The sequence below is a fragment of the Melghiribacillus thermohalophilus genome (assembly GCF_004342905.1).
Lineage (GTDB): Bacteria > Bacillota > Bacilli > Bacillales > Alkalibacillaceae > Melghiribacillus > Melghiribacillus thermohalophilus.
On sequence record NZ_SMAN01000027.1, the window covers coordinates 1 to 23,747 of the forward strand.

Sequence of the window (23,747 nt, forward strand, 5' to 3'; positions counted from 1 at the left end):
TTCCTTTCTATTGGTTTTGGTTTGGGTTACTATTAACAATAGAGGAAGATTCTGCATTTTTCAATTTTCAGCACACTTCATTGGGGAGAGCCTTATTAGAGCATAAACAGGATAATCTTGAGAGATCTGTTCGTTTATTAACTACAAAAGTATGGCCAAGCCTATACAGTTTGTTAACAATTCAATATGGTATTCTTCATAAGAAAGATAATTATAGTGAAATATGGAAAAAACCAAAAGACGAGGTGCATCTTCTTCTTTCTAATAATAAAGAGTTATATACATTAATTAGCACCTTCCGAAATCTATTAACTAAATATTACTCAAATAATGCACAAGATATTGATACAGCTCTTGAAATAATTGATACTGGATTACTATTTCTAAGTATAGTTCAGAATCTATCAAATAAATTGTTTGAAATTAGATGAGGTTAACGGTTAAATTTTTTGAACTAAGTTACTATTAAAGTTTTTTTAGACTTACCAGTTCTAAACGCCGCATTCCTGTTGAACCAACACTTAATAAGAACGGGAAGGTGGAGTGATTGAAATGGCCACTAATATTATCGTCAAGTTGGGGAGAACAAGTTCCTCATAATGAATATTATCAGAAGGAAGGACCGCGATTTATTGTTCCGATTGATCTTTTTCCTAGTAGACATAATATATATTATAGGAAGTTACGGATAAAAATAAAGAAATGTCTCAATATCCATGTATACTCTGGATAGTGAGACAAAATAAAAATAATCCAATTATTTTATTTCACTGCAGCTGATCCGATATATTTTGACTGCGGCCGAAATATCGTATTGTCTTCCATTTGTTCTAAGATATGTGCGGTCCAGCCTGCCGATCTGCTCGCCGTAAATGTTGGTGTAAATAATTCCGGATCCATATCGATGGCTTTCATAATGGCTGCTGCATAAAATTCTACATTGGTATTTAGTAATCTGCCTGGTTTATATTCATTAAGCAGCTGAATGGCTTTTTCTTCCACTTCAAGGGCAAGTTTCAGCCAGTTGTCGTCAGGATTGCTTTGCAGCAATTTGGTCTTCAATGCTTTTGCTCTTGGATCTTTTGTTCTGTATACGCGGTGGCCAAATCCCATTAATTTTTCTCCATTTTCAAGCTTGTTTCGTACCACTTTTTCAATATTTTCTGGAGTATTCATTTCTTCTAATAATTCAATGACTCCTCCTGGTGCTCCGCCATGCAGTGGACCCTTCATGGTTCCTATTGCGGATGTGATACCAGAAACAATATCAGATTCAGATGATACCGTAACTCTTGCAGCAAATGTGGATGCATTCATTCCATGTTCCTGGGTAAGAATCATATAGGTATCTAGAGCTTCAACGTGGTCTTCGGCCGGTTCTTTTCCATATAACATATATAAATAGTTCTTCGTATGATCAAAATCCGGATGTGGGTCTACAGCTGGTTTTCCCTGTCTTCTTCGATAAATATAAGCAATTAATGTCGGAATAACCGCTGTAATCTGGATGGCCTGATCAATCGTCGGATGTTTGCTTTGATCATCTAAAACGAGTGATGAAACAAGGGTTCTTAATGCACTCATCATATCCATCTCTTCCGGGAGATGATTTAGCATTTCCTTAACATACTTAGGTACAGCTCGATATTGTTTCATTTTATCTTTTAGCTCTTGAAGCTCAGCAGATTTCGGGAGTTTGCCATACCAGAGTAAATAAGCGATTTCCTCAAATATATAATCAACAGCTAATGTTTCTACAGGATAACCCCGGTATATTAATCTTCCGTTCTCACCATCAATATCACTTAATTTTGTTTCTGCAGCAACGACCCCTTTTAATCCTTTTGCATACATTCCTTCCACTCCTTTCCTTTGTTACTTCTATTGTATATAATAAAGATGATTAATAAAATTAAATAATATTAATCAAAATCATTATATTTATTAATAAGAGGTGTGGACCTTGGACTTAAACTGGCTCAAAACATTTATTACAGCTGCAAAGTTTGAGAATTTCAGAAAAACAGCGGAAGCTTTATATATATCACAGCCAACGGTAACGGTCCATATTCGTTTGCTTGAAGAAAAGCTTGGTGTATCCCTATTTGAACGGACCGGGAGAAACATAAAACTGACCGAAGAAGGCAGACGATTTGTAGACCATGCGGAAGAAATATTGAAGAAATACCAGGAAGGACTTGAAGATCTTTCATCCGTAAAACAGGGGTATAAACGCAAACTCCGCCTGGGCATATCTCCTCTCATTGCTGATACAATTTTGCCGTGGGTCTTAAAGCGTTTTCTACTGGAATATTCGGATGTTGAAGTTCAGGTCAAGGTGATTGAATCAACGGAAATTGAATCCTCCGTCCTCAATAATGAAATGGATCTGGGAATCTCCTGCCTGTCAGTACAGAACTCGTCCCTTTATTGTGATGAATTATATGAAGATCCGGTTCTGTTTGTGGTGCCCCATGATGGACTTGATCTGGAATCTGCCCCACCCTTTGATGAAGCGGAACTGTTATCAACGAACTATTTATTTACCCATAGCCATCCCGGTTACTGGGATTCACTTATGCAGTCCATTAAATATCATTATCCCTTTGTGAAAACAATAAAAGTGTCCCAGGTGCACATTACGAAACGATTTATTACAGAAGGCCTTGGAGTCTCCTACCTCCCTGCATCTACGGTTCGGCGTGAAATGCTGGAAGGCAGAATCATAGATGTACCAAGCAAGCTGAATCTGCCGATAGCCAGGACCTATGCCATTTATAAATATAAGCATTCGGTTGAGCAACATTTTCTGGAATATGTGTCTGCGTTTCGGTTTTAATCACAAAATAGTTAACATAATATTATTATGTAATACTACCAACGGGACATTGTTGTATCATCCAGTAAAATTGACTGAAGATCATTATTTACTAACTGTGTTCATTTTGGCAATAATACCTGACACCTTCATCAATAGCCCAAAAAATGATAGCTGTTAATGTTGAAGCAATAAACATATCCATATAAATTTGCCAGTATCGGCTTAACCCTGTTACTAACATGCTGAACTCGAATATAAGACCTACAAGGAATATAAAACCCATACCAAACGCAGCATGGATCATAAAAGACATCCACATCCGCTTTCTGTCTGAAGATCCTTTCGTAATTTTTTCTGATAAAAGAGATACCGGGAGTCCGTAAAGCAGTATAACAGGAAAAGCATATAGGCTGATGAAAAAAGCAAGCTGGAAAAATGAAGTGATATTTTCTCCTTCTGTAAAGATAAACCAAAAGGACATAAGCGATACCGATATCATGGTTGCGGAAACCACTGTAAACACTTTTCTCTTAAACACATGTATCACCCTTTATCACCATTCATTTTCAAACGATCACCATATCGGGATGGAACGTTATTTAAAAGACGCTGCCATTTTCACCAGTTTTTTTTGCTGACTTCCCATATTGTCAATTTGTAGTAATAGGAAATTTCTTAGTAGAATTGTCCATCTTTCCAGGCAAGGATTCGTTTTCTGGAATCTTCCGGGATAAAACCATTAGGTATTTTCCTTTTTTTATTTTACCAGAATAGTCATTATCCAGCAGTGCGTACAAGATGTGCATACAAGAGCAGCCCCATATTAAGACAAAAACACTGTACTCCAAACAAGGGCTGCTAAGATAAAAAATGGATAGCTTTGATGTGAACGTCTTAAAAAAATGAGATTAATTATATCGATCGTGGAATGACTGGCAAGATAATCGCTGAAGGATATTCCTCATTGTGATATACTTTCTGTTTAGCCTTCACCATGTTAGCTGTTTTGCCCAGTTCTTCTCCTGTATTTGGATTCCGGTCATATTTCGGAAAAGCACTGGATGCAACCTCAATCCTGATTTGATGACCTTTTTTGAACACATGAGATGTATTCCAGCAGTCAATTTCATATTTATATACTTTGCCTGGTTCGATGAGTGAAGGATTTTCCATCCCTTCTCTAAACCTGGCCCTTACCATGCCATCGGTGAGCCGCTGGGCATATCCGTTCGGCCACACATCCAGCAGTTTTACCATAAAGTCCGTATCCTTAGCACTGGAAGATGCATATAATTCCATTTTAACCGGACCTGTGGCTTCTAGATCTTCATCCAGGACTTCAGAGGTGTATACCAGGACATCATCTCTCCGTTCTACTGCTGAATAATCATCCGGACCGCCAATTTGAGCTGACGTTGAATCTGTAATAAATGGTACCGGATCTACCGGATCGTATATATATTCATCAGATTCACCTTCATTGTTAAAGGAATCAGACGTTGAAAGTTTTCCGTCTCCAAACCGGCTGTTGGCCCGGCCATAGCTGTGGAGGTAATATTTTGTCCAGTTTGTCCGTGCCAGTGGCCATTCCTGTTCATCCCGCCACTTATTTTCACCCATCACAAACATTTTCACAGCAGGCTCTTTCATAATGCCTGTTTCTTTTCCCTTCAGCCAGTAATCAAACCATCTCAGCATATATCCGTTTAAATCAATCACAGCATCTGGACCAAAATCAATGTCGCCTATTTTAGTAGACTTATTAATCTGATGCGGCCATGGCCCCATAATCATTTTTTGGTTGCGGCGAGCAAATTCCGTGGCTCCCTTTGTGGTCATTCCATGGAAGTTTAAGGGCGTACCTACCTGTTCATCGTCGTACCAGCCGGAAATATGCAAAACAGGCAGGTCAATTTGATCAAATTGATCCTGATAGCAGATTCTCTTCCACCAGTCATCCAGATAAGGATGTTCAAATTCTTCACGCCAGCGGTCAATGGTCTTTCCAGTTTGTTCATCCATGGTGTACAGTGGCAAATGGTTATAGATATCAGCCCAGTTCAGTAAGTTGACGTTTTGCATGACCTTTCCGCTGACCATATAGAGCCAGCATAAATGAAATGGTGTCGGTATTCCTGTTGGCCATTCCACAAATGGATCAGACGGTGTGACGGCTGCAATCATCGTTTTTAGGGCAGGAGGTTTTTTCAAGGCTGTCAGCCACTGAATTCGCCCAAGATAAGAGCCGCCCATTGTTCCTACCCCACCTGTGCACCAGGACTGTTCCGCTACCCATTCAATGGTGTCATATCCGTCATCTGCTTCCTGGAAATATGCATCAAATGTACCTTCAGAGTCCCCCCTTCCCCGAACATCTACATATACGACAGCATATCCGTTTTTTGCAAAGTAATTTCCATTCTGAAAAATGACGTCAGTTTGTTTTAAATAGGGTGTTCTGACGACAATGGCAGGATAGCGCGCGTCTTCTTTTGGAAGATACAGGTCTGCTGATAATGTCACTCCATCTTTCATTGGAATTCTTATATCCCGTTTAATGGTTACCTGATATTCATTCATCAATAGACTCCTCCCCGGATGGACACGTTTTTTACATCCTTTCGCTAAGAATTATTTCGATATACGAATCAAAAATTCCTCTTTATTTATAAGTTTACATAATATATTTATTGCTTTCTTTGTAATTTAAGTTCTTTCATAAATTCCCATATCCTCCTATAATTCTTGTTTCATTTATACTATAATAGTAATGGAGAAACTTTCAGAAAATTTAAGGTTTTAAGGGGGTTTTATTGTGTCTCAGAAGGCTGTATGGTTCCCTGATGAAGCATACAAAAAATCAACGCGATTGTATTCATGGATGAAATCATTAGGTTTTACGAATTATGATGAATTTCACAAAAAATCGGTTGAAGATATTGCCTGGTTCTGGGATCAGGCGGTCAAAGAGCTAGAGATTAACTGGTTTGAAGAGTATACCGATGTACTAGATCTTTCAAATGGGATCATGTATCCAAAATGGTTTATAAATGGAAAAATGAATGTTACATATAACTGTGTGGATAAATGGGCAACCAATGCCACCACATCCAGCAAGCAGGCCGTTGTCTGGGAAGGTGACGACGGTTCCACACGAACATATACCTTTGCCGAATTGCATAAAGAAATGAATAAAGTAGCCAACGGTCTAAAAAAACTCGGCGTTTCCCGTGGCGACGTCGTGTCAATATACATGCCAATGATTCCTGAAACAGTCATTGCCATGCTGGCAGTAGCCAAACTTGGTGCGATTTTCTCACCTGCTTTTTCCGGTTATAAAGCTGAAGCAGTCGCTACCCGTCTGAATGCTGCTCAGGCTAAATTTCTTATAACTGCCGATGGTTTTTATCGCCGTGGAAAAGAAATCAATTTAAAACATGAAGCCGATAAAGCGGTAAATCAATCTCCCTCCGTTGAAAAAGTGATTGTCGTTAGGCGAACCGGCAGCGATGTCAACTGGAATGAAGAACGGGATGTGGACTGGAAAACGATTCGACAAAATGAAAACGGTTTCGAGACGGTTCAAACAAATGGTGACGATCCATTCATGATTATATATACTTCCGGTACAACCGGGAAGCCCAAGGGTGCCCTTCATACTCATAACGGATTCCCGATTAAGTCCGCCTTTGATGCTGGTGTATGTATGGATGTTCAGCAGGAAGATACTCTGTTCTGGTATACCGACATGGGCTGGATGATGGGACCTTTCCTTGTGTTTGGCGGACTGATTAATGGTGCCAGAATTGTTCTGTTTGAAGGAACACCGGATTATCCAGAGCCGGACCGAATCTGGCGTCTTGTGGAAGATCACCGAGTGACTCATCTGGGCATCTCCCCTACCCTCATCCGCTCCCTCATGCCGCATGGGGAAAAGTGGTTTGTGAATCGGGATCTATCTACCCTGAAAATGATTGGTTCTACCGGGGAGCCATGGAACCCGGAACCATGGATGTGGCTGTTTGAAAACATCTGCAAGAAAAAGGTTCCGATCTTCAATTATTCTGGAGGAACCGAAATTTCTGGCGGGATTTTCGGAAATGTTCTGGTGAAACCAATTGCTCCTGTCAGCTTTAATGCTGCCTTGCCAGGCATGGATGTGGATGTTTATGATGAGCATGGCTATTCCGTTTCCAATGAAGTCGGGGAACTGGTCCTAAAACAGCCATGGGTAGGAATGACAAACGGTTTCTACAAAGAAAATGAGCGATATGAAGAGACCTACTGGAGCCGTTTTAAAGACACCTGGGTTCATGGGGACTGGGTCATTCAAGACGAGGAAGGATTTTACACGATCACCGGCCGTTCCGATGATACCCTGAATGTGGCCGGAAAACGGATTGGTCCGGCGGAAATTGAATCGGTATTTGTGGAACATGATGACGTCCTGGAAGCTGGAGTTATTGGTGTTCCCCATGACGTAAAAGGGGAAACCCCTGTTGCGTTTGTGGTGTTAAATCATGAAAAGGTAAACAAAGATGTGGTGTTAGAAGAACTGAAAGAATTAGCAGTTGCCAAATTAGGAAAGGCGATTGCACCAAAAACGGTTCATATCGTCAGTGATCTTCCGAAAACCCGTAATGCCAAAGTGATGAGAAGAGCTATAAAATCAGCCTATCTAAATAAAGATTCCGGTGATTTATCAGCTCTGGAAAATCCGCAATGTCTGGATGAAATCAGAAACCTGAATGAATCCGTATCATAATCTAAGCAGTTAAATATAATTCCAGTGCTGCACTGAATTTCTCACTGGATTATTTGATCCAGTTCCTTTTTGTGTATTTTTGATATGTTAATCAAATAGGGTAGTTATGTTTTTTTAAAAAAATTGTTGTTTATACCTAGCATAATTAATGAAAAAAGTGATAATGATTAAAAGCTTAAATGGAGGATTTTTAATGGAAATAAGCCAAACAAAAGATTTTGAATTAGTTGCAAAATTAAATAAACCAGTTCATGATTTACATTTTACTCTCTATCCGAAATACTTTAAACAATATGATTATAAAAAAATCAAGGAAGAATTTAAAAAGCTAATAAATAATGAAAAATTTATTTTTCTGATATTACAAGTTAACCAGGAAGCAGTTGGTTATGCCTGGATAGAGATCAGAGACTACCCAGAGAATGCGTTTAAAAAAAGTTATCAATCAATTTATATTCATCAAATTAGCATGATACAAACACAAAGAAAGAAGGGGTATGGAACAGCTTTAATGAATTACATCTATAATTTGGCTAATGAAAAAGGCATAGACTTGATTGAATTAGACTATTGGGCAGATAACAATATTGCAAAAGAATTCTACAAAAAACAGGACTTTGTGAAATATCGTGAATTTGTCTATAAACAATTATAATAGCATTATTGGGTTGTGTTTGTTCATACAAAAAGAGATCACATTTTAAAAGGAACTAGGAAATCATATAAAGGAACCTGGATAAGAATATTTAGGTTCCTTTTTATAATTTGTGTCTTTGATATCGAAATTACGCAACCCATTTGTTGCAAACATTAAGCATTCATTTTTTTGATGATTATCTTTCTGTACATTTCATTAAACATTACTGGTGTATCCTCTTTCACAGATAAACTCTCTTTGTTTTTTTTTTATACAATGTTTCAAAGCTTAGACCGATGTCGGTACCTAATAACCTGATTAACGGTCTAATTGCTTTTTTTAAGGGAGAAAGCTTCTTTCCTTTAGGTGAAAATTTATCAAAAATTATAATCTTTCCATTTGGTTTTAATACTCTAATCATCTCCTTGAGACATTTATCGGCATCAGGAACAACTGATAAAACTAAACTTCCTACCACAACATCAAATTGATTATCCTTAAAACTCATATTTTGCGCATCCATTTTAAAGAACTGTATTGAAGAATCTTTGAATTTATTTTTTGCTTTATCAAGCATTTCGTTAGAGAAGTCTATTGCTGTAATATTTAATTTTTCATGACTGATTAGTTCCAAATCTGCTCCAGTTCCAACACCAACGAATAGTATTTTTTGATTTTCAACAAACTTTACCTCTTGAAAAATCTTCTTTCGAGCTTCAAGGAATTTCCCCGAATTAAAAAGCTTATCGTAGATTGGAGACCAAAGTTTATATATTATTTCGTTCCATCGATTATTCATTTTCTCACCTCTTTATCTAGAACATCTTATTAAACTAAACTGCAAGTTACTTTAATAAAAATAAATAAAACTTTTTTGTATAAGGCAACTGTATATCATTTTTTATTCATGATCATCATTTCATCTACCTGTAAGGAAACGATTTTATTACCGGATAGTTGTACACGGTAATAGTTTCTAAGCTTATCAGTACCTCCCAAAATAAATGATTCCACGTTTTGAATTTGCTCTTCACGATCAGCTGTGCGTCTAACCCACACAGGAAAATCATAGGTCTTTTTCCGGACTTCCCGCTTCACCTCATGTAATTGAGATTCCATTAAATATTGCTGCCATTCCCGTACCGGCAAACAGCGTACATGACTGGGGTCCCTCAGCTTTTCAAAGGTGTTCATGTACTCAGCCAAAGCTCTGTCTTCAGGTGCGACATTGTCAATCAACAAAAACGTCCCCCCACTTTTTAAGACCCGAGAGGCTTCCTGGACAAATTTTTTCGGATCTGGAAAATGATGAGGAGCAATCCGGCAGGTAACTGCATCAAAGGTGTCATCTAAAAATGGCAAATTCTCTGCATCACCGATGACATATAAAATGTTATCCAGATCATTTAAAAAGCTGCGGGTGCTGATTAGCATATCCTTTGTTAGATCAGACGCGACTACCTGATAAACATGGGGAGCCAGGGTTTTAGCTACATGACCTCCACCTGTTGCGATGTCCAGCACCCTCCACGATTTCTGAGGTTTTAACCACTCTACTATCCGGTTGAGATCATCCTCGTTGCCATGGGATGGACTGGTTGCATAAGCATTTGGGTTTTTGGAAAACTGTTCGATCACTTTTTTCTTTGTCTCTTCTGTCATATCTATACCTCCGCTACAACTGGATATGTATAGTATACCAGAGAAAAATCCCCGGGTTTTGAAGAATCCCGGGGATTGGCATCATACTGGATATACGCCGTGTTTACGCTCGGTAAAGGTTAAGTTTTTAGATCGATACGCTTCTAATCGTTTAATTAATTCGCTGCGAAGGTGATCCGGCTGGACAATGTCGTCAATAACCATTTCGGATGCGAGGCGATAAATATCAATATCTTCCAGATATTCTTCATGCTTTTCTTTAATAAATTTCGGCCGTTCTTTTTCCGGAAGTTCTGCAATCTTATTGGCATATACCGCGTTCACGGCAGCTTCCGGCCCCATTACTGCAATTTTGGCGGTAGGCAACGCAATACAGCAGTCAGGCTCAAAGGCCGGACCAGCCATGGCATAAAGACCTGCACCATATGCTTTGCGCACAATGACGGAAATTTTTGGAACAGTTGCTTCGCTTACAGCCGAAATCATTTTGGCTCCGTGACGAATAATACCTGCCCGTTCGACACGGGTACCGATCATAAATCCAGGAATATCAGCGAGGAAAATGATCGGAATGTTAAAGGCATCGCACAGCTGAATAAATTTCGCTGCTTTATCCGCTGAATCATGGAATAATACACCGCCCTTGACCCTTGGCTGATTGGCAATAATTCCGACTGACTCACCATGGATGCGTGCCAGGCCTGTGATGAGCTCCTTCGCAAATTCCCGTTTAATTTCACAGAATGAGTCCTCATCGATTAAGCGGTCAATCAATTCATACATATCGAAAGGCGCATTCTGATTTTCAGGAATTAAGTCTCCAATAGAAGTATCATGAGGCTTTACATCTTTCGCCTCTTGAACCGCTGGCCTTTCTTTATAGTTGGCAGGGAAATACGTCAGGTATTTACGGGCATATTCAATAGCTTCCTGTTCACTTTGCACGAGCACATCCCCGCACCCGGAAACAGAGCAGTGCATTCTCGCTCCGCCCATCTCTTCCAGAGTGACCTTTTCCCCGATTACTTTTTCGGCCATGCGTGGAGAACCAAGGTACATGGAAGCATTGCCTTCCACCATAACGACAATATCACAGAAGGCCGGAATATAGGCGCCTCCTGCAGCAGAAGGTCCAAATAGCAGACAAATCTGCGGTACCCGTCCCGACATTTTTACCTGGTTATAAAAGATACGTCCAGCACCTCTTCGGCCCGGGAACATTTCGACCTGATCCGTAATGCGTGCCCCCGCTGAATCCACTAAATACAGCATCGGTACTTCTAGCTTTTCCGCGGTTTCCTGAATGCGGATAATTTTTTCCACGGTGCGCCATCCCCAGGATCCGGCTTTAACCGTCGAGTCATTGGCCATGACACAGACGGTCTGACCGTTGATTTTACCGATTCCTGTTACAACCCCGTCGGCTGGAAGCTTATCATCCTGACAGTTGGCGAAGAATGCATCTTCAATATCGATATCATCATCAAATAATCGCTTTAAACGGTCCCGAACAAACCATTTACCCTTCTCTTTATTTTTTTCGTGATATTTTTCTGCTCCGCCTTTCCGTATCCGTTCAATCGTTTCCTGCAAGCGTTTATCCGTTGACATGACTGATGGCCTCCTTTGGTGTTATTTGCCTTTATATTGAGGCTTTCGCTTTTCCTTAAAAGCCCGAATGCCTTCTTTTCGATCTTCGGTTGGGATAGTTTTGGTATAACATTCTTCTTCAATTTTCAGGCCTGTTTTGAGATCGGTCTGAAACCCGAGCTGGATCGCCTTTTTCGCCTGTTTCACTCCTATTGGGCCATTTTGAGCAATGGCACCGGCAATCTCCAGAGCCTTTTCCATTAAGAATTTACCTGAAACAACTTCCTCGACTAACCCGATATCCAGTGCTTCCTGACTGGTCAGCCGTGTGGCAGTCAGGATTAGGTATTTGGCTTTTCCTAAACCGACAATCCGGGACAGTCTCTGGGTTCCCCCGGCCCCCGGGATAATGCCGAGGGAAGTTTCGGTCAGGCCCATTTTGGCCTGTTCACTGGCAATTCGGATGTCACATCCGAGAGCAAGCTCAAGGCCTCCGCCGAATGCAGCACCGTTTATGGCCGCAATGGTTGGAATCTCTAAATCTTCTATTCTGGTAATGGTATCTTTAATCTTACGTACTGTTGCCATCACTTCATTATCGTTCATATGTTCCCGTTCTTTTAGATCGGCACCGGCACAGAAAGCTTTTTGTCCGTTTCCGGTAATAATCAATGCTCGAAGCTCGTGATTTTGTTCAATTTTATCCAGTGTATGATGGAGATCATTCAGGAGCTGAAGTGAGAAGGCATTGGCTGCTTCTGGACGGTCTAAGGTTAAAACTCCCACATGGTTAGTACTGTATTCCAGTTTGACCGTGCTCATTCCTGTTCACTCTCCTTCTGATGATGAACAATCTGCATCTGGTGACTTGGCAATGGTTTTTGAATCTGACGCTGAATATACCCGGCTGCATCCAGCAATTTTTGAAAATCAATTCCTGTCTCTATGCCCATGCCGTCCAGCATGTATAATAGATCATCGGTTGCCACATTCCCTGATGCCCCCTTTGCATAAGGACAGCCCCCCAGTCCCCCTAGTGAAGCATCAAAGGTGTTAAATCCAAGCTGCATGGCTGTAAGGCAGTTTGCCAGAGCTGTTCCCCGTGTGTCGTGAAAATGAAGGGCAATGGATTTATTCGGGAATTCATCCTTAATTCGAAGGAGTACTTCTTCCACCTGTTTTGGATGGGCAACCCCAATGGTATCCCCAAGAGAAAGTTCATCGATGCCCATGTCAAAAAGTCTTCGGGAGACATCGATGACCTGATCTACAGAAACTTCTCCCTCATAGGGACAACCAAACACGGTAGACACATAACCCCGTACTGATTTATTGTGCTTTTTCGCTTCATTTACAACTTCTTCTAAAACGGGATACGTATCTTTTATGGTTTTGTTAATATTTTTTTTGTTATGGGTTTCACTGGCTGACATAAAGACAGAAACTTCATCAATATCTGCCTCCAACGCCCGTTCCAGCCCTTTCAAGTTAGGGACAAGCGCTGCATACGTAATACCCTTTTTTTTACGGATGCTTTTCGCAACTTCTAGAGCATCTGCAAGCTGCGGAATCCATTTTGGATGAACAAAGGATGTAATTTCAATGTAAGACAGCCCTGTATCGCTCAGGCGGTTAATCCACTCGATTTTTTGATCAGTCGGTATTTTCTGAGGCTCATTTTGAAGCCCGTCACGGGGCCCGACTTCCTTGATCACCACTTGTTCTGGAAGGTTCATAAAAAATGACTCCCCTTTTATAAACGTTAAATGTTCCTAAAGCTCATGACATTTTTCTACAGGTTTGTCATTCAAGTTCTGCGATGACATCCCCTTCGTTTACAAAATCTCCTTCATTGACTTTTAATGCTTTTACTGTGCCGTCTTCTTCCGCGGAAATCGGGATCTCCATTTTCATAGACTCTAAAATGACAATGTCATCTCCCTTTGACACTTGATCTCCTTCTTTTGCAACAATTTTCCATACACTTCCTGCCATATTTGCTACTACTTGTTTCATTGAATGTTCCTCCCTTTATTTTGTTTGTTTTAAATAGTCATCCACAAAAGATGTACGTGTGATTCCTTTTTTAAAGGCTTCGGATTGTACAACCTGCTGGACAAATGGAAGATTTGTCTTGATTCCTTCTACGTGATAGTCTTTCAATGCATGTTCTAACACGTTGATAGCTTCCTCCCGGTTGTGGCCAGTTACGATCAGTTTGGCAATCATTGGGTCATAAAATGGGGTAACCGTGTATCCTTTTTCAACTCCCATTTCATGTCTGATCTTCTCCCCTTCAGGCAAGGATAAAGCGGAAATAGTCCCCGGTGACGGGAAAAACGTAGTCGGGTCTTCTGCGTATACCCTTGCTTCAATCGCATGACCATTGATTTGCAAGTCATTCTGCTTGATCGACAGTTTTTCGCCGGCAGCTATCTTGATTTGCTGCTCAACCAGGTCCACTCCAGTAATTTCTTCCGTAACCGGATGTTCCACCTGAAGGCGGGTGTTCATTTCAAGAAAATAAAAGTTTTGATCTTCATCCACTAAAAATTCGATCGTACCTGCGTTTGAATATTGAATGGCTTTCGCTGCACGTTTAGCAGCTTCCCCCATCTTTTCCCTTGTTTCTTCGATTAATAATGGGGATGGGGCTTCTTCAATTACTTTTTGATGTCTTCGCTGAATGGAACACTCCCGTTCAAACAGATGAATCACATTTCCATGCTGATCAGCCAGAATCTGAATTTCTACATGATGAGCGTTCTCGATTTTCTTTTCAAGATACATGGTGCCATCACCGAAGAAATTCTGGGCACGGCGGGAGTTGCTTTCAAATGCTTTCTGCAGTTCGTCATCATTATAAACAACCTGCATGCCAATTCCCCCGCCTCCGGCTGAAGCTTTCAGCATAACCGGATAACCGATTTTGTTTGCCATTTGGATAGCTTCATCTGAGCTTGAAACGGGAGCTTCTGTTCCGGGAATAACCGGTACTCCTGCAGCTTTCATCGTCTTTCGTGCTTCAATTTTGCTTCCCATTTTTTCGATAGCGGATGGGGAAGGCCCGATAAATGTCAGGCCTTCCTCGTTACATCTCCGGGCAAACTCCGGGTTTTCACTTAGCAGGCCGTAACCGGGATGAACAGCGTCTGCGCCGGTATCTTTGGCTGTCTGGATGATTTTATCCATATTCAAATAACTTTCATGAACCCGGGTACCGCCAATTCCATGTGCCTCATCCGCCATTCTGACATATGGGGATTGTTCATCTGCATCGGAATAGATGGCAACAGAAGGGATGTTTAAGCCTTTACAGGTTCGGATGATCCGTGCGGCAATCTCACCGCGGTTGGCAATTAAAATTTTGTTAAACACGGGACCTCCCCCATTTCGTATATTATTGTTGCGGCGAACCGAGTATTTCTTTCGCTTTTTCCCTCAGTTTGAATTTCTGAATCTTACCGCTAGCGGTCATTGGATATTCATCTACAAACTGAATATACTTCGGGATCTTATGTCTGGAAATTTTTCCATCGCAATATTTCCGGATGTCTTCCTCAGTAGAAGTCGCTCCTTCCTTCAAAATAATCCACGCCATCACCTCTTCCCCGTATTTGGGGTCTGGAACGCCCACAACCTGAACATCAAGAATATCCGGATGCTGATAGAGGAATTCTTCAATTTCCCGCGGATAAATATTTTCACCGCCGCGGATGATCATGTCCTTGATCCGTCCGGTGATCTGAATGTAGCCATTTTCATCCATAACCGCGAGATCTCCTGTATGGAGCCATCCTTCTTCATCGATGGCGGCGTTTGTTGCATCAGGGTTTTTGTAGTATCCTTTCATCACAAGATATCCTCTCGTGCAGAGTTCACCCTGTACACCCGGTTCTACTTCTTTGTTTGTCCCGGGCTCTACGATTTTCACTTCAACATTCGGATGTGCTTTGCCAACACTTTTCACCCTGAGCTCCACCGGATCATCCGGTTTTGTCTGAGTAATGACCGGAGAAGATTCGGTCTGTCCGTAGGCGATGGTAATTTCGGAAGCTCCCATTTTGTTCATGACATCCTTCATCACTTCCATCGGGCAATTGGATCCGGCCATAATCCCCGTTCTAAGATGCGATAAATCGTACTTGTCAAAGTCAGGGTGATTCAATTCTGCAATAAACATGGTTGGAACTCCATGAAACGCCGTACATTTTTCCTGATCCAGTGCTTTTAGGACTTTTTCAGCATCAAAGTGCTCGAGAACAACCATGGTAGCCCCTTTTGCAACTGTTGCCAGTGTTCCCATCACACAGCCAAAACAGTGGAAAAACGGCACCGGAATACAGAGCCGGTCTTCTTTTGTCAGGTTCATGCTGTCGGCTACCTGATTGGCATTGTTGACGATATTATAATGGGTCAGCATCACGCCTTTGGGGAATCCTGTTGTGCCTGAAGTATACTGCATGTTAATGACTTCATCGTGATGGAGGGTATTCATCCGTTCCTTTAATTCTTCATCCGTGATGGCATTCCCTTTTTCCATAATTTCATGCCAGTTGTAAAAGCTAGAATACGTTTTGTCATTCAGTACAATAATGTTCTTCAGTTTCGGTAAATGTTTGCATTCCAGTTTGCCTTTCTCTGCGTGATCCACTTCTGGACAGACTTCCCGTAAAATGTCCAGGTAGGATGATCCTTTAAAGGATTCTGCAAGAATAAGTGTTGTCGCATCAGACTGTTTCAGCAAATATTCCAGTTCTTTAGCCCGGTAATTTGTATTGACGGTTACCAGCACCGCACCCATTTTACCTGTAGCAAACTGGGAGATCAGCCATTCCGGTTTATTGTCTGACCAGATGGCTACATGTTCTCCCTTTTCAATCCCTAAAGCCATGAATCCTTTCGCGGCCTGATCCACAATGCTGTTCAGTTCGCTGTAAGTTTTCCGCCAGTTAAGTTCGGGATAGACGACCGCTTCCCGATCAGGATGCTCGTTCACCTTTTGTTCCAAAAGTTCGCCAACCGTAACTTTCAACAGGGTCATGAGTACCCAACCTCCCATATAAATTTATTATTGGCTCCATCCTATTCAGGAGCGAAATTAAAATGGTCTTTTAAAAAAGATCAGCATCCCAATTGTCTGGCTATGACTAATCGCTGGATCTCAGATGTTCCTTCACCAATCTCAAGCAACTTCGCGTCACGCAAATAACGTTCAACTTCGTACTCTCTCATGTATCCATAACCGCCGTGAATCTGAATAGCCTGGTTGGCTGCTCTGAAAGCGGTTTCAGTTGCAAACAGCTTGGCGAATGCTGCTTCTTTGGTAAATGGCTTGTTATGATCTTTAAGCCATGCCGCTTTATAAACCATATTGCGGGCCAGTTCAACTTCCATAGCCATATCCGCCAATTTAAACTGAATGGCCTGAAATTTTGAAATCGGCTTCCCAAACTGTTTGCGTTCCCTGGCGTATGCTAACGCTTTATCCAGAGATGCCTGAGCAATGCCAAGTGCCAGCGCACCGATGGAAATGCGTCCTCCATCCAGGGTGTACAAAAATTGCTTAAATCCTTTTTTCGGATCTCCTAGAATATTTTCTTTTGGCACCCGTACATCTTCTAAAATGATTTCTGAGGTATCGGATCCTCTGACCCCCATTTTGTCATAATTACTGTTTACGGTTAGTCCTTCTGCATCTTTTGGAACAATAAAGGCTGAAATGATCTTTTTTCCCCGTTCGTCTTTTCCTGATACAGCGGTTACGGTAATGAATTTTGCATAACTGGCATTGGTGATGAAACATTTTTCTCCATTAATGACATACTCATCGTTATCAAGTTTGGCTGTCGTCCTGGTTCCCCCGGCATCTGAACCTGCATTTGGTTCGGTAAGGCCAAAGGATCCGAGGGCTTCTCCTTTTGCCAGAGGCACAAGGAATTTTTCTTTTTGTTCCTCTGTACCAAAATAATAGATGGGACTTGCGCCGAGGGATACCGCTGCCGCATAGCTCAGTCCGGTACTACCGCAAACTCTCCCGATTTCCTCCACCGCAATAGCATAAGTTAATGTGTCACCACCGGAACCCCCATATTTTTCCGGGAACGGAATCCCCATGAGTCCAAGTTTCCCCATCTCATCAAAAATATCTTTTGGAAACGCTGCTTTCGTATCAATCTCAATGGTTCTGAGCTTTATGGTATTTTCGGCAAAGTCCCTCACCATTTTTCTGGTCATTTCCTGTTCTTTCGTCAGTTCAAAATTCATCGAACTTTCCCCCTCTGTTCGTATATAGACCGACTGGTTGGTCTGTACCATTCAAATGAAAGCGCTTTAAAATTGATTCTTCATGACAGGGGATTGGTGTAATAATGGATGATAGCGTTCTTTTGCATCTTCTGTCAAAATCCCGTTTAAAATGATGTCGGCAAAGATAGCGGCAATTTCTTCGATGGTTTTCTCCCCGTCCCGCTTATACCATTTATGGGTCCAGTTCACCATTCCAAGGATGGACATTCCTGTAATCTCTGCTACCAGTTCTTTTCGGAATTCCCCTTTTTCCTGACCGTTGCGAATCACGTCAAACAATATTTTTTTGTACTGATCCCTTTTCTTTTTAATGAGATGATCAAAGCGCGGTTTTAAATAGAGACTTTCCTGATAGAATACGGAAATGTGAGGCTTATAGAGATCAAATACTTTCACAAATGACTGGATAATTGCATAAAGTTGTAAGGTTGGCGTATCATAGGTGTCTTTTGCCTGGTGAGCTTTCGTCAATACATAGGAGATAAATTTGTCATGGATCACATAAAGAAGTTCATCTTTAGACTGGAAGTGATGATAAAATCCCCCTTTGGATGTTCCGCATGCTTCCACGATGTCTTTGACTGTGACCCCGTGAAAACCATGCTTTTCAAATAATGCTAGAGAGGTTTCGATAATTTTTTCTTTCAGTTCCGATGTCATTCCCCCCTTCCCACTTTTTGGTTTATATTTTAGCACAAATATTCATAATGTAAAATTATTTTTAAGTTTTCTGATATTAAAACATGCTAATAAAAATACCTGAACCCATCAATCAATGGATTCAGGTGCAGGTTTTTATTCCTCTATGTCATCTGCAAATGCTTTCGTATAATCAGCTTTTTTCCAGGCCCGGATCACTTCCCCGGTTTCGACCGTATCAATGAAAAAGGATCCATTGCTATAACGATCGCTTTCCTTCAGTTCGTACGGGAGACATTCATGAATCGAACCCTTTTCCGTCTGGAACTGAACCGGCTGTTCCTCTTCTACGATCAAAAAACCGGCAATCCTGTGGGGTTTTGTTTTTAACTCTCTTAGCATCACCAGTCCCCGTTTCGCCCGGGATGATTTTTCAAATTCTGATAAACTCATGCGCTTTAATGCCCCGCGATGGGTTACAACAACAAGGGAAGGTGATGTTAAATCGTCAAACACTTCTCCGTTTACCACATGTTCGCCTTTTTTCAGCTGGATTGCCTTCACGCCTGCTGCCCGCTGGCCAACCGGTTTCACTTCAGACTCATGATACCAGAGACCATAGCCTTTGTCTGATGCCACAAAAATATCCTGATGACCATCTGTGAGATGAACATTGACTACCTCGTCGTCACCTTTCAGGTTAATGGCCTGAAGAGGACGGGAGTAACGCTGTGCTTTATATTCCTGCAACTCGGTTTTTTTCACCATTCCATTTCGGGTAAAGAAAAGCAGGTATTGATCTTCTGAAAAATCCCGGACAGGTATGGCATGAATCATTTTTTCATCCTGCTGAACCGGTACAATATTTGCAACATGCTGTCCGAGATCTTTCCAGCGTATATCCGGAAGCTCATGCACTGGCAAATACAAATAGTTTCCCTTATTCGTAAACAGCAGGATCGTATCGGTAGTGTTCATTTCCACCATGGAAATCAGATAATCTCCATCTTTAATCGAAATATCGTCTTTACTTGAGGCAGCATATGAACGGAGACTGGTCCGTTTTATATAGCCGTCTCTCGTAATGGAGACAAGAACATCTTCACTGGCGACCATCACTTCCAGATTGATGGTTAACTCTTCGACTTGTTCTTCAATTTTTGTTCTGCGGTTATCCTGATATGTTTTCTTTATGTCACGCAAGCTTTTTTTGATGACCTGTAAAAGCTTTTTCTCGTCATTTAAAATGCTTTTAAGATAAGTGATCTGCTCTTGCAGTTCATCTGCTTCGTTTTGGAGAGCAGTGATGTCGGTATTGGTCAATCGGTATAGCTGTAGCGTAACAATTGCCTCTGCCTGTTGTTCGGTAAACTGGTAGTTTTTCATGAGACGGTCTTTGGCATCCTGCTTATCTTTCGATGAACGGATCGTTGCGATTACATCATCGAGGATGGAAATTGCTTTGATCAAGCCTTCGACAACATGGGCTCTTTTCGTCGCTTTATTTAAGTCGTACCTGGATTGTCTGGTCACCACGTCTTTTTGATGTTCGATGTATGCATCAATCAGTTCGGTCAGACTCATTAATTTAGGGGTTTTGTTGTAGATCGCAACCATATTAAAATTATAGGAAATCTGCAGGTCCGTATGTTTATATAAATAATTTAAAATTCCTTCACTGTCAGCATCTTTTTTCAGCTCAATCACAATCCTCAATCCAGTACGGTCTGTTTCATCACGGACTTCAGCCATTCCTTCAATTTTACGGTTTAAACGGAGCTCATCAAATTTTTTCACGAGAGTGGCTTTATTCACTTCATACGGAATTTCTGTAATCACAATTTGTTCTCGTCCGCCCCGGAGCTTTTCAATATCCGCTTTTCCCCGCAGAATCATTTTCCCTTTGCCAGTTTCATAGGCTTTTTTGATTCCGTCAATCCCCTGAATAATACCTCCTGTTGGAAAGTCAGGCCCTTTAAGCACCTTCATTAAATCTTCTACATTAGCATTCGGATGATCGATTTTTTTGATGACCGCATCAATGACTTCCCCGAGGTTATGAGGTGGAATATCCGTAGCGTAACCGGATGAAATTCCGGTCGAGCCATTGACGAGCAAATTCGGAAAACGGGATGGCAGAACAACCGGTTCCTTTGTGGTGTCATCAAAATTCGGTACAAAATCCACTGTTTCCTTTTCGATTTCTCCAATTAACTCGCTGGCAATGGCAGATAACCGGGCTTCGGTATATCGCATGGCTGCTGGAGGATCTCCATCCACACTTCCGTTATTTCCGTGCATCTCGACGAGTTCTTTCCGCACTTTCCAGGTCTGACTCATCCGTACCAGAGCATCATATACGGATGTATCGCCATGGGGATGGAAATTTCCGATGACTGTACCCACCGTCTTGGCTGATTTCCGGAATGGCTTATCATGGGTATTTTTCTCCTGATGCATAGCATATAGAATTCGTCTCTGGACCGGCTTTAATCCATCTCTGGCATCCGGCAACGCCCTTTCCTGAATAATGTATTTACTGTAGCGGCCAAAACGGTCCCCAATAACTTCCTCTAAAGGAAGGTCCAGAAATTTGGCTTGTTCTGTCAATGGTATGTCCTCCTCTACGTATGAATTTTGTCATTGTCCAGGATGTTTGTTTCTTCTTCCAGACCAAAGGCAACGTTCTTTTCAATCCATTTACGCCTGGGCTCCACTTTGTCTCCCATCAGCGTTGTCACTCTGCGTTCTGCTCTGGCCAGATCTTCAATGGTCACCCGGATCAGGGTTCGGGTTTCCGGATTCATGGTGGTTTCCCAGAGCTGATCTGCGTTCATTTCACCAAGACCTTTGTACCGCTGAATGGTATAGCCGCTTTTCACCTGTGAAAGAATTTTTCTTAACTCTTCCTCATCCCACGCATAATGAATCTGTTCTTTTTTTCCTTTTCCCTTTGCTATCTTAAAAAGAGGCGGAAGGGCGATATATACCTTTCCTGCTTCTACCAGCGGCCGCATATAGCGGTAGAAGAAAGTTAATAATAGCACCTGAATGTGGGCGCCGTCCGTATCGGCATCGGTCATGATGATGATTTTGTCATATTGCACATCATCAAGATCAAAATCCGCACCTGCACCCGCACCGATGGTATGAATAATCGTCGAAATTTCTTCATTTTTAAATATGTCGGCTAACTTGGCTTTTTCCGTATTAATGACTTTCCCCCGCAGCGGCAATACGGCCTGAAAACGACGGTCTCTCCCCTGTTTGGCTGAACCGCCGGCAGAGTCTCCTTCTACAAGATACAGTTCATTTTTCTTAGGATTTCTTGACTGTGCCGGTGTTAACTTTCCGCTGAGCAGGGCTTCCTTGCGTTTCCGTTTCTTTCCGTTTCTCGCTTCTTCCCGGGCTTTGCGAGCTGCTTCCCTGGCATCTCTCGCCTTGATGGCCTTTTTAATCAGCATGGTGGCCGTTTCAGGATTTTCTTCCAGAAAATAAGACAATTGTTCAGATACCACCGCATCTACCGCAGAACGGGCTTCTGAAGTGCCGAGTTTGCTTTTCGTCTGGCCTTCAAACTGCAATAATGCTTCGGGAATTCTCACTGAAATAATGGCAGTAAAACCTTCCCTGATATCACTGCCGTCCAGGTTTTTTTCTTTTTCTTTTAATAATCCAGTCTTCCGTGCATGTTCGTTAAATACACGGGTAACGGCTGTTTTGGCTCCGGATTCATGGGTTCCACCATCTCGGGTGCGAACATGGTTCACGAAAGAAAGGACACTTTCAGCATATCCGTCATTAAACTGAAAAGCAAAATCGACTTCGATATCCTGATGTTTCCCTTCAAAAGACACAACAGGATGTAACGTGTCTTTTTCCTCGTTTAAATATTGAACAAAAGATTCAAGGCCATCCGGATATTGATAATTTTCGGAAAGACCCTGCCTTTCATCCGTTAAAACGATATTTAATCCTTTTAGAAGAAATGCTGATTCCCTCAGCCGTTCAGCCAGGGTTTCAAATTGAAATACCGTCGTTGAAAAGATGGTCGAATCAGGCTTAAAGGTGATCATCGTGCCGGTTTTTTTGGTCTTTCCCCGCTTTTCCAGCGTCGTAACTGGTTTTCCGCCATTTTCATAACGCTGATAATATTCAAAACCATCCCGATAGATATGAACTTCCAGCCACTCAGACAGGGCGTTTACGACCGAAGCACCTACACCATGTAGTCCACCGCTCGTTTTATACCCTCCCTGGCCAAATTTCCCTCCTGCGTGCAAAACGGTAAAAATAACCTCAGGTGTCGGTTTGCCTGTTTTATGAATTCCGGTAGGCATCCCCCTCCCCCTGTCCATTACGGTTACACTGTGATCTTTATGTACCGTCACACGAATGTCATGTCCATAGCCGGCCAGCGCTTCGTCAACTGCATTATCAACGATTTCAAAAACAAGATGATGCAGTCCCCGATGGTCTGTGCTTCCGATATACATACCGGGCCGTTTTCGGACGGCTTCCAGGCCTTCCAATACTTGTATGGAATCATCATTATAAGATGAAGCTGTCTGTCTCATACTCAATAGGATGATCTCCTTTCATCAGGTATCTTTAGCTTTGATTATAGAACAAATGTTCCAATTTGCAAAATCCGCTATCTTTTTGCTTTTTTATCTTACACATCTCGTTCTTTGTTTTTCAACAAAAACTAAAAAACCCCTGCATATACAGGGATATTTTAGGTTCATTTTCCTACTATAACTGAATGAGCCACTTTAATACAAAAGTCCATGATGACTGTAAAATCATGCTCTTTCAATAATTTGTATGCTTCTTCGTTTTTCACTCCTTGTTGTGCCCAGAAAACGTTTGCATCTGTTTTTATAGCTTCTTCTGCGATTTCCGGGAGGAATTCTGAACGTCTAAAAACATTAATAATGTCAAACGGTTCATCAATCTCTGATAAAGAATTGTAAGCCTTTTCACCCAGCACCTCATCCGCTTTCGGGTTTACAGGAATAATTTTATAACCTGCATCCTGCATGGCTTTCGCTACCTGATAGGAGGTCCGTTCCGGCTTATCAGATAAACCTACAACAGCAATTGTTTTTGCGCGGGTCAATACATCCTTAATGACTTCATTCTCCGGGTTTTGCATCGAATCATTCCTTTCTGTAGATCTTTCTAAGATTATGTAGAATTGCTTAGATACATCATAAGGGGTTTTTCTCTGAAAGTCCACATTCTGGTTTATTTGCTCTTTTTTAAAGGCGATGGATGTAAACAAATAAACATGTATCTTTGTGTCAGCTCTTTCTGTCTTT

At 41.6% G+C, this 23,747-nt stretch carries 19 protein-coding genes and 1 pseudogene; 4 read left to right on the plus strand and 16 right to left on the minus strand.

All coding sequences use genetic code 11. From position 1 onward, the window contains the following. Positions 1 to 431, plus strand: a 431-nt coding sequence (locus EDD68_RS15360) for a hypothetical protein (protein WP_165902197.1), incomplete at its 5' end; no start/stop codon positions are given. A gap of 331 nt (positions 432 to 762) precedes the next feature. Here EDD68_RS15360 and EDD68_RS13845 read toward each other — a convergent pair. Beyond that, positions 763 to 1,854, minus strand: a complete 1,092-nt coding sequence (locus tag EDD68_RS13845) for a citrate synthase/methylcitrate synthase (protein WP_132372889.1) — start codon at positions 1,852 to 1,854, stop codon at positions 763 to 765. Between the two features lie 109 nt (positions 1,855 to 1,963). Between EDD68_RS13845 and EDD68_RS13850 the strand changes: the two genes are divergently transcribed. After that, positions 1,964 to 2,839: a LysR family transcriptional regulator gene (locus tag EDD68_RS13850; protein ID WP_132372890.1), complete on the plus strand. Its 876-nt coding sequence runs from the start codon at positions 1,964 to 1,966 to the stop codon at positions 2,837 to 2,839. Positions 2,840 to 2,930: 91 nt separating this feature from the next. Here EDD68_RS13850 and EDD68_RS13855 read toward each other — a convergent pair whose 3' ends face one another. Beyond that, complete coding sequence (locus tag EDD68_RS13855; protein WP_132372891.1) at positions 2,931 to 3,359, minus strand: hypothetical protein; 429 nt, start codon at positions 3,357 to 3,359, stop codon at positions 2,931 to 2,933. Between the two features lie 374 nt (positions 3,360 to 3,733). After that, positions 3,734 to 5,401 (minus strand): CocE/NonD family hydrolase, encoded by a 1,668-nt coding sequence (locus EDD68_RS13860; protein ID WP_132372892.1) that lies wholly within the window; start codon positions 5,399 to 5,401, stop codon positions 3,734 to 3,736. Positions 5,402 to 5,702: 301 nt separating this feature from the next. Between EDD68_RS13860 and EDD68_RS13865 the strand changes: the two genes are divergently transcribed. Both EDD68_RS13865 and EDD68_RS13870 read left to right on the plus strand, forming a co-directional pair. Further along, complete coding sequence (locus EDD68_RS13865; protein WP_132372893.1) at positions 5,703 to 7,586, plus strand: AMP-binding protein; 1,884 nt, start codon at positions 5,703 to 5,705, stop codon at positions 7,584 to 7,586. A 148-nt stretch (positions 7,587 to 7,734) separates the two neighbouring features. Further along, positions 7,735 to 8,241: a GNAT family N-acetyltransferase gene (locus tag EDD68_RS13870; RefSeq protein ID WP_243646880.1), complete on the plus strand. Its 507-nt coding sequence runs from the start codon at positions 7,735 to 7,737 to the stop codon at positions 8,239 to 8,241. A gap of 155 nt (positions 8,242 to 8,396) precedes the next feature. Here the strand turns inward: EDD68_RS13870 and EDD68_RS13875 are convergent. The 13 genes and pseudogenes from EDD68_RS13875 to EDD68_RS13935 all read right to left on the minus strand — a co-directional run bounded on the left by EDD68_RS13875 (position 8,397) and on the right by EDD68_RS13935 (position 23,581). Further along, a pseudogene (locus EDD68_RS13875) lies at positions 8,397 to 9,022 on the minus strand (class I SAM-dependent methyltransferase). A gap of 95 nt (positions 9,023 to 9,117) precedes the next feature. Beyond that, a complete protein-coding gene (locus tag EDD68_RS13880) occupies positions 9,118 to 9,885 on the minus strand; it encodes a class I SAM-dependent methyltransferase (protein ID WP_132372895.1) in 768 nt (255 codons plus the stop codon). 81 nt (positions 9,886 to 9,966) lie between these two features. Continuing rightward, positions 9,967 to 11,496: an acyl-CoA carboxylase subunit beta gene (locus EDD68_RS13885; protein ID WP_132372896.1), complete on the minus strand. Its 1,530-nt coding sequence runs from the start codon at positions 11,494 to 11,496 to the stop codon at positions 9,967 to 9,969. Positions 11,497 to 11,517: 21 nt separating this feature from the next. Then, positions 11,518 to 12,297, minus strand: coding sequence for an enoyl-CoA hydratase (locus EDD68_RS13890; RefSeq protein WP_132372897.1), 780 nt, complete (start codon positions 12,295 to 12,297; stop codon positions 11,518 to 11,520). Next, complete coding sequence (locus EDD68_RS13895) at positions 12,294 to 13,211, minus strand: hydroxymethylglutaryl-CoA lyase (RefSeq protein WP_132372898.1); 918 nt, start codon at positions 13,209 to 13,211, stop codon at positions 12,294 to 12,296. The genes EDD68_RS13890 and EDD68_RS13895 overlap by 4 nt, the downstream gene beginning before the upstream one ends. Before the next feature lie 67 nt (positions 13,212 to 13,278). Further along, a complete protein-coding gene (locus EDD68_RS15445; protein ID WP_132372899.1) occupies positions 13,279 to 13,491 on the minus strand; it encodes an acetyl-CoA carboxylase biotin carboxyl carrier protein subunit in 213 nt (70 codons plus the stop codon). A 15-nt stretch (positions 13,492 to 13,506) separates the two neighbouring features. After that, positions 13,507 to 14,853 (minus strand): acetyl-CoA carboxylase biotin carboxylase subunit, encoded by a 1,347-nt coding sequence (locus EDD68_RS13905; protein ID WP_132372900.1) that lies wholly within the window; start codon positions 14,851 to 14,853, stop codon positions 13,507 to 13,509. Positions 14,854 to 14,875: 22 nt separating this feature from the next. After that, a complete protein-coding gene (locus tag EDD68_RS13910) occupies positions 14,876 to 16,519 on the minus strand; it encodes an AMP-binding protein (RefSeq protein ID WP_207902595.1) in 1,644 nt (547 codons plus the stop codon). Between the two features lie 80 nt (positions 16,520 to 16,599). Beyond that, a complete protein-coding gene (locus tag EDD68_RS13915) occupies positions 16,600 to 17,742 on the minus strand; it encodes an acyl-CoA dehydrogenase (RefSeq protein ID WP_132372901.1) in 1,143 nt (380 codons plus the stop codon). 66 nt (positions 17,743 to 17,808) lie between these two features. Continuing rightward, a complete protein-coding gene (locus EDD68_RS13920; protein ID WP_132372903.1) occupies positions 17,809 to 18,444 on the minus strand; it encodes a TetR/AcrR family transcriptional regulator in 636 nt (211 codons plus the stop codon). Positions 18,445 to 18,579: 135 nt separating this feature from the next. After that, positions 18,580 to 21,033, minus strand: a complete 2,454-nt coding sequence (parC, locus tag EDD68_RS13925) for a DNA topoisomerase IV subunit A (RefSeq protein ID WP_132372905.1) — start codon at positions 21,031 to 21,033, stop codon at positions 18,580 to 18,582. Between the two features lie 14 nt (positions 21,034 to 21,047). After that, complete coding sequence (gene parE, locus EDD68_RS13930; RefSeq protein ID WP_132372931.1) at positions 21,048 to 23,000, minus strand: DNA topoisomerase IV subunit B; 1,953 nt, start codon at positions 22,998 to 23,000, stop codon at positions 21,048 to 21,050. A 167-nt stretch (positions 23,001 to 23,167) separates the two neighbouring features. After that, positions 23,168 to 23,581, minus strand: a complete 414-nt coding sequence (locus tag EDD68_RS13935) for a CoA-binding protein (protein ID WP_132372907.1) — start codon at positions 23,579 to 23,581, stop codon at positions 23,168 to 23,170. Positions 23,582 to 23,747: the final 166 nt, after the last annotated feature.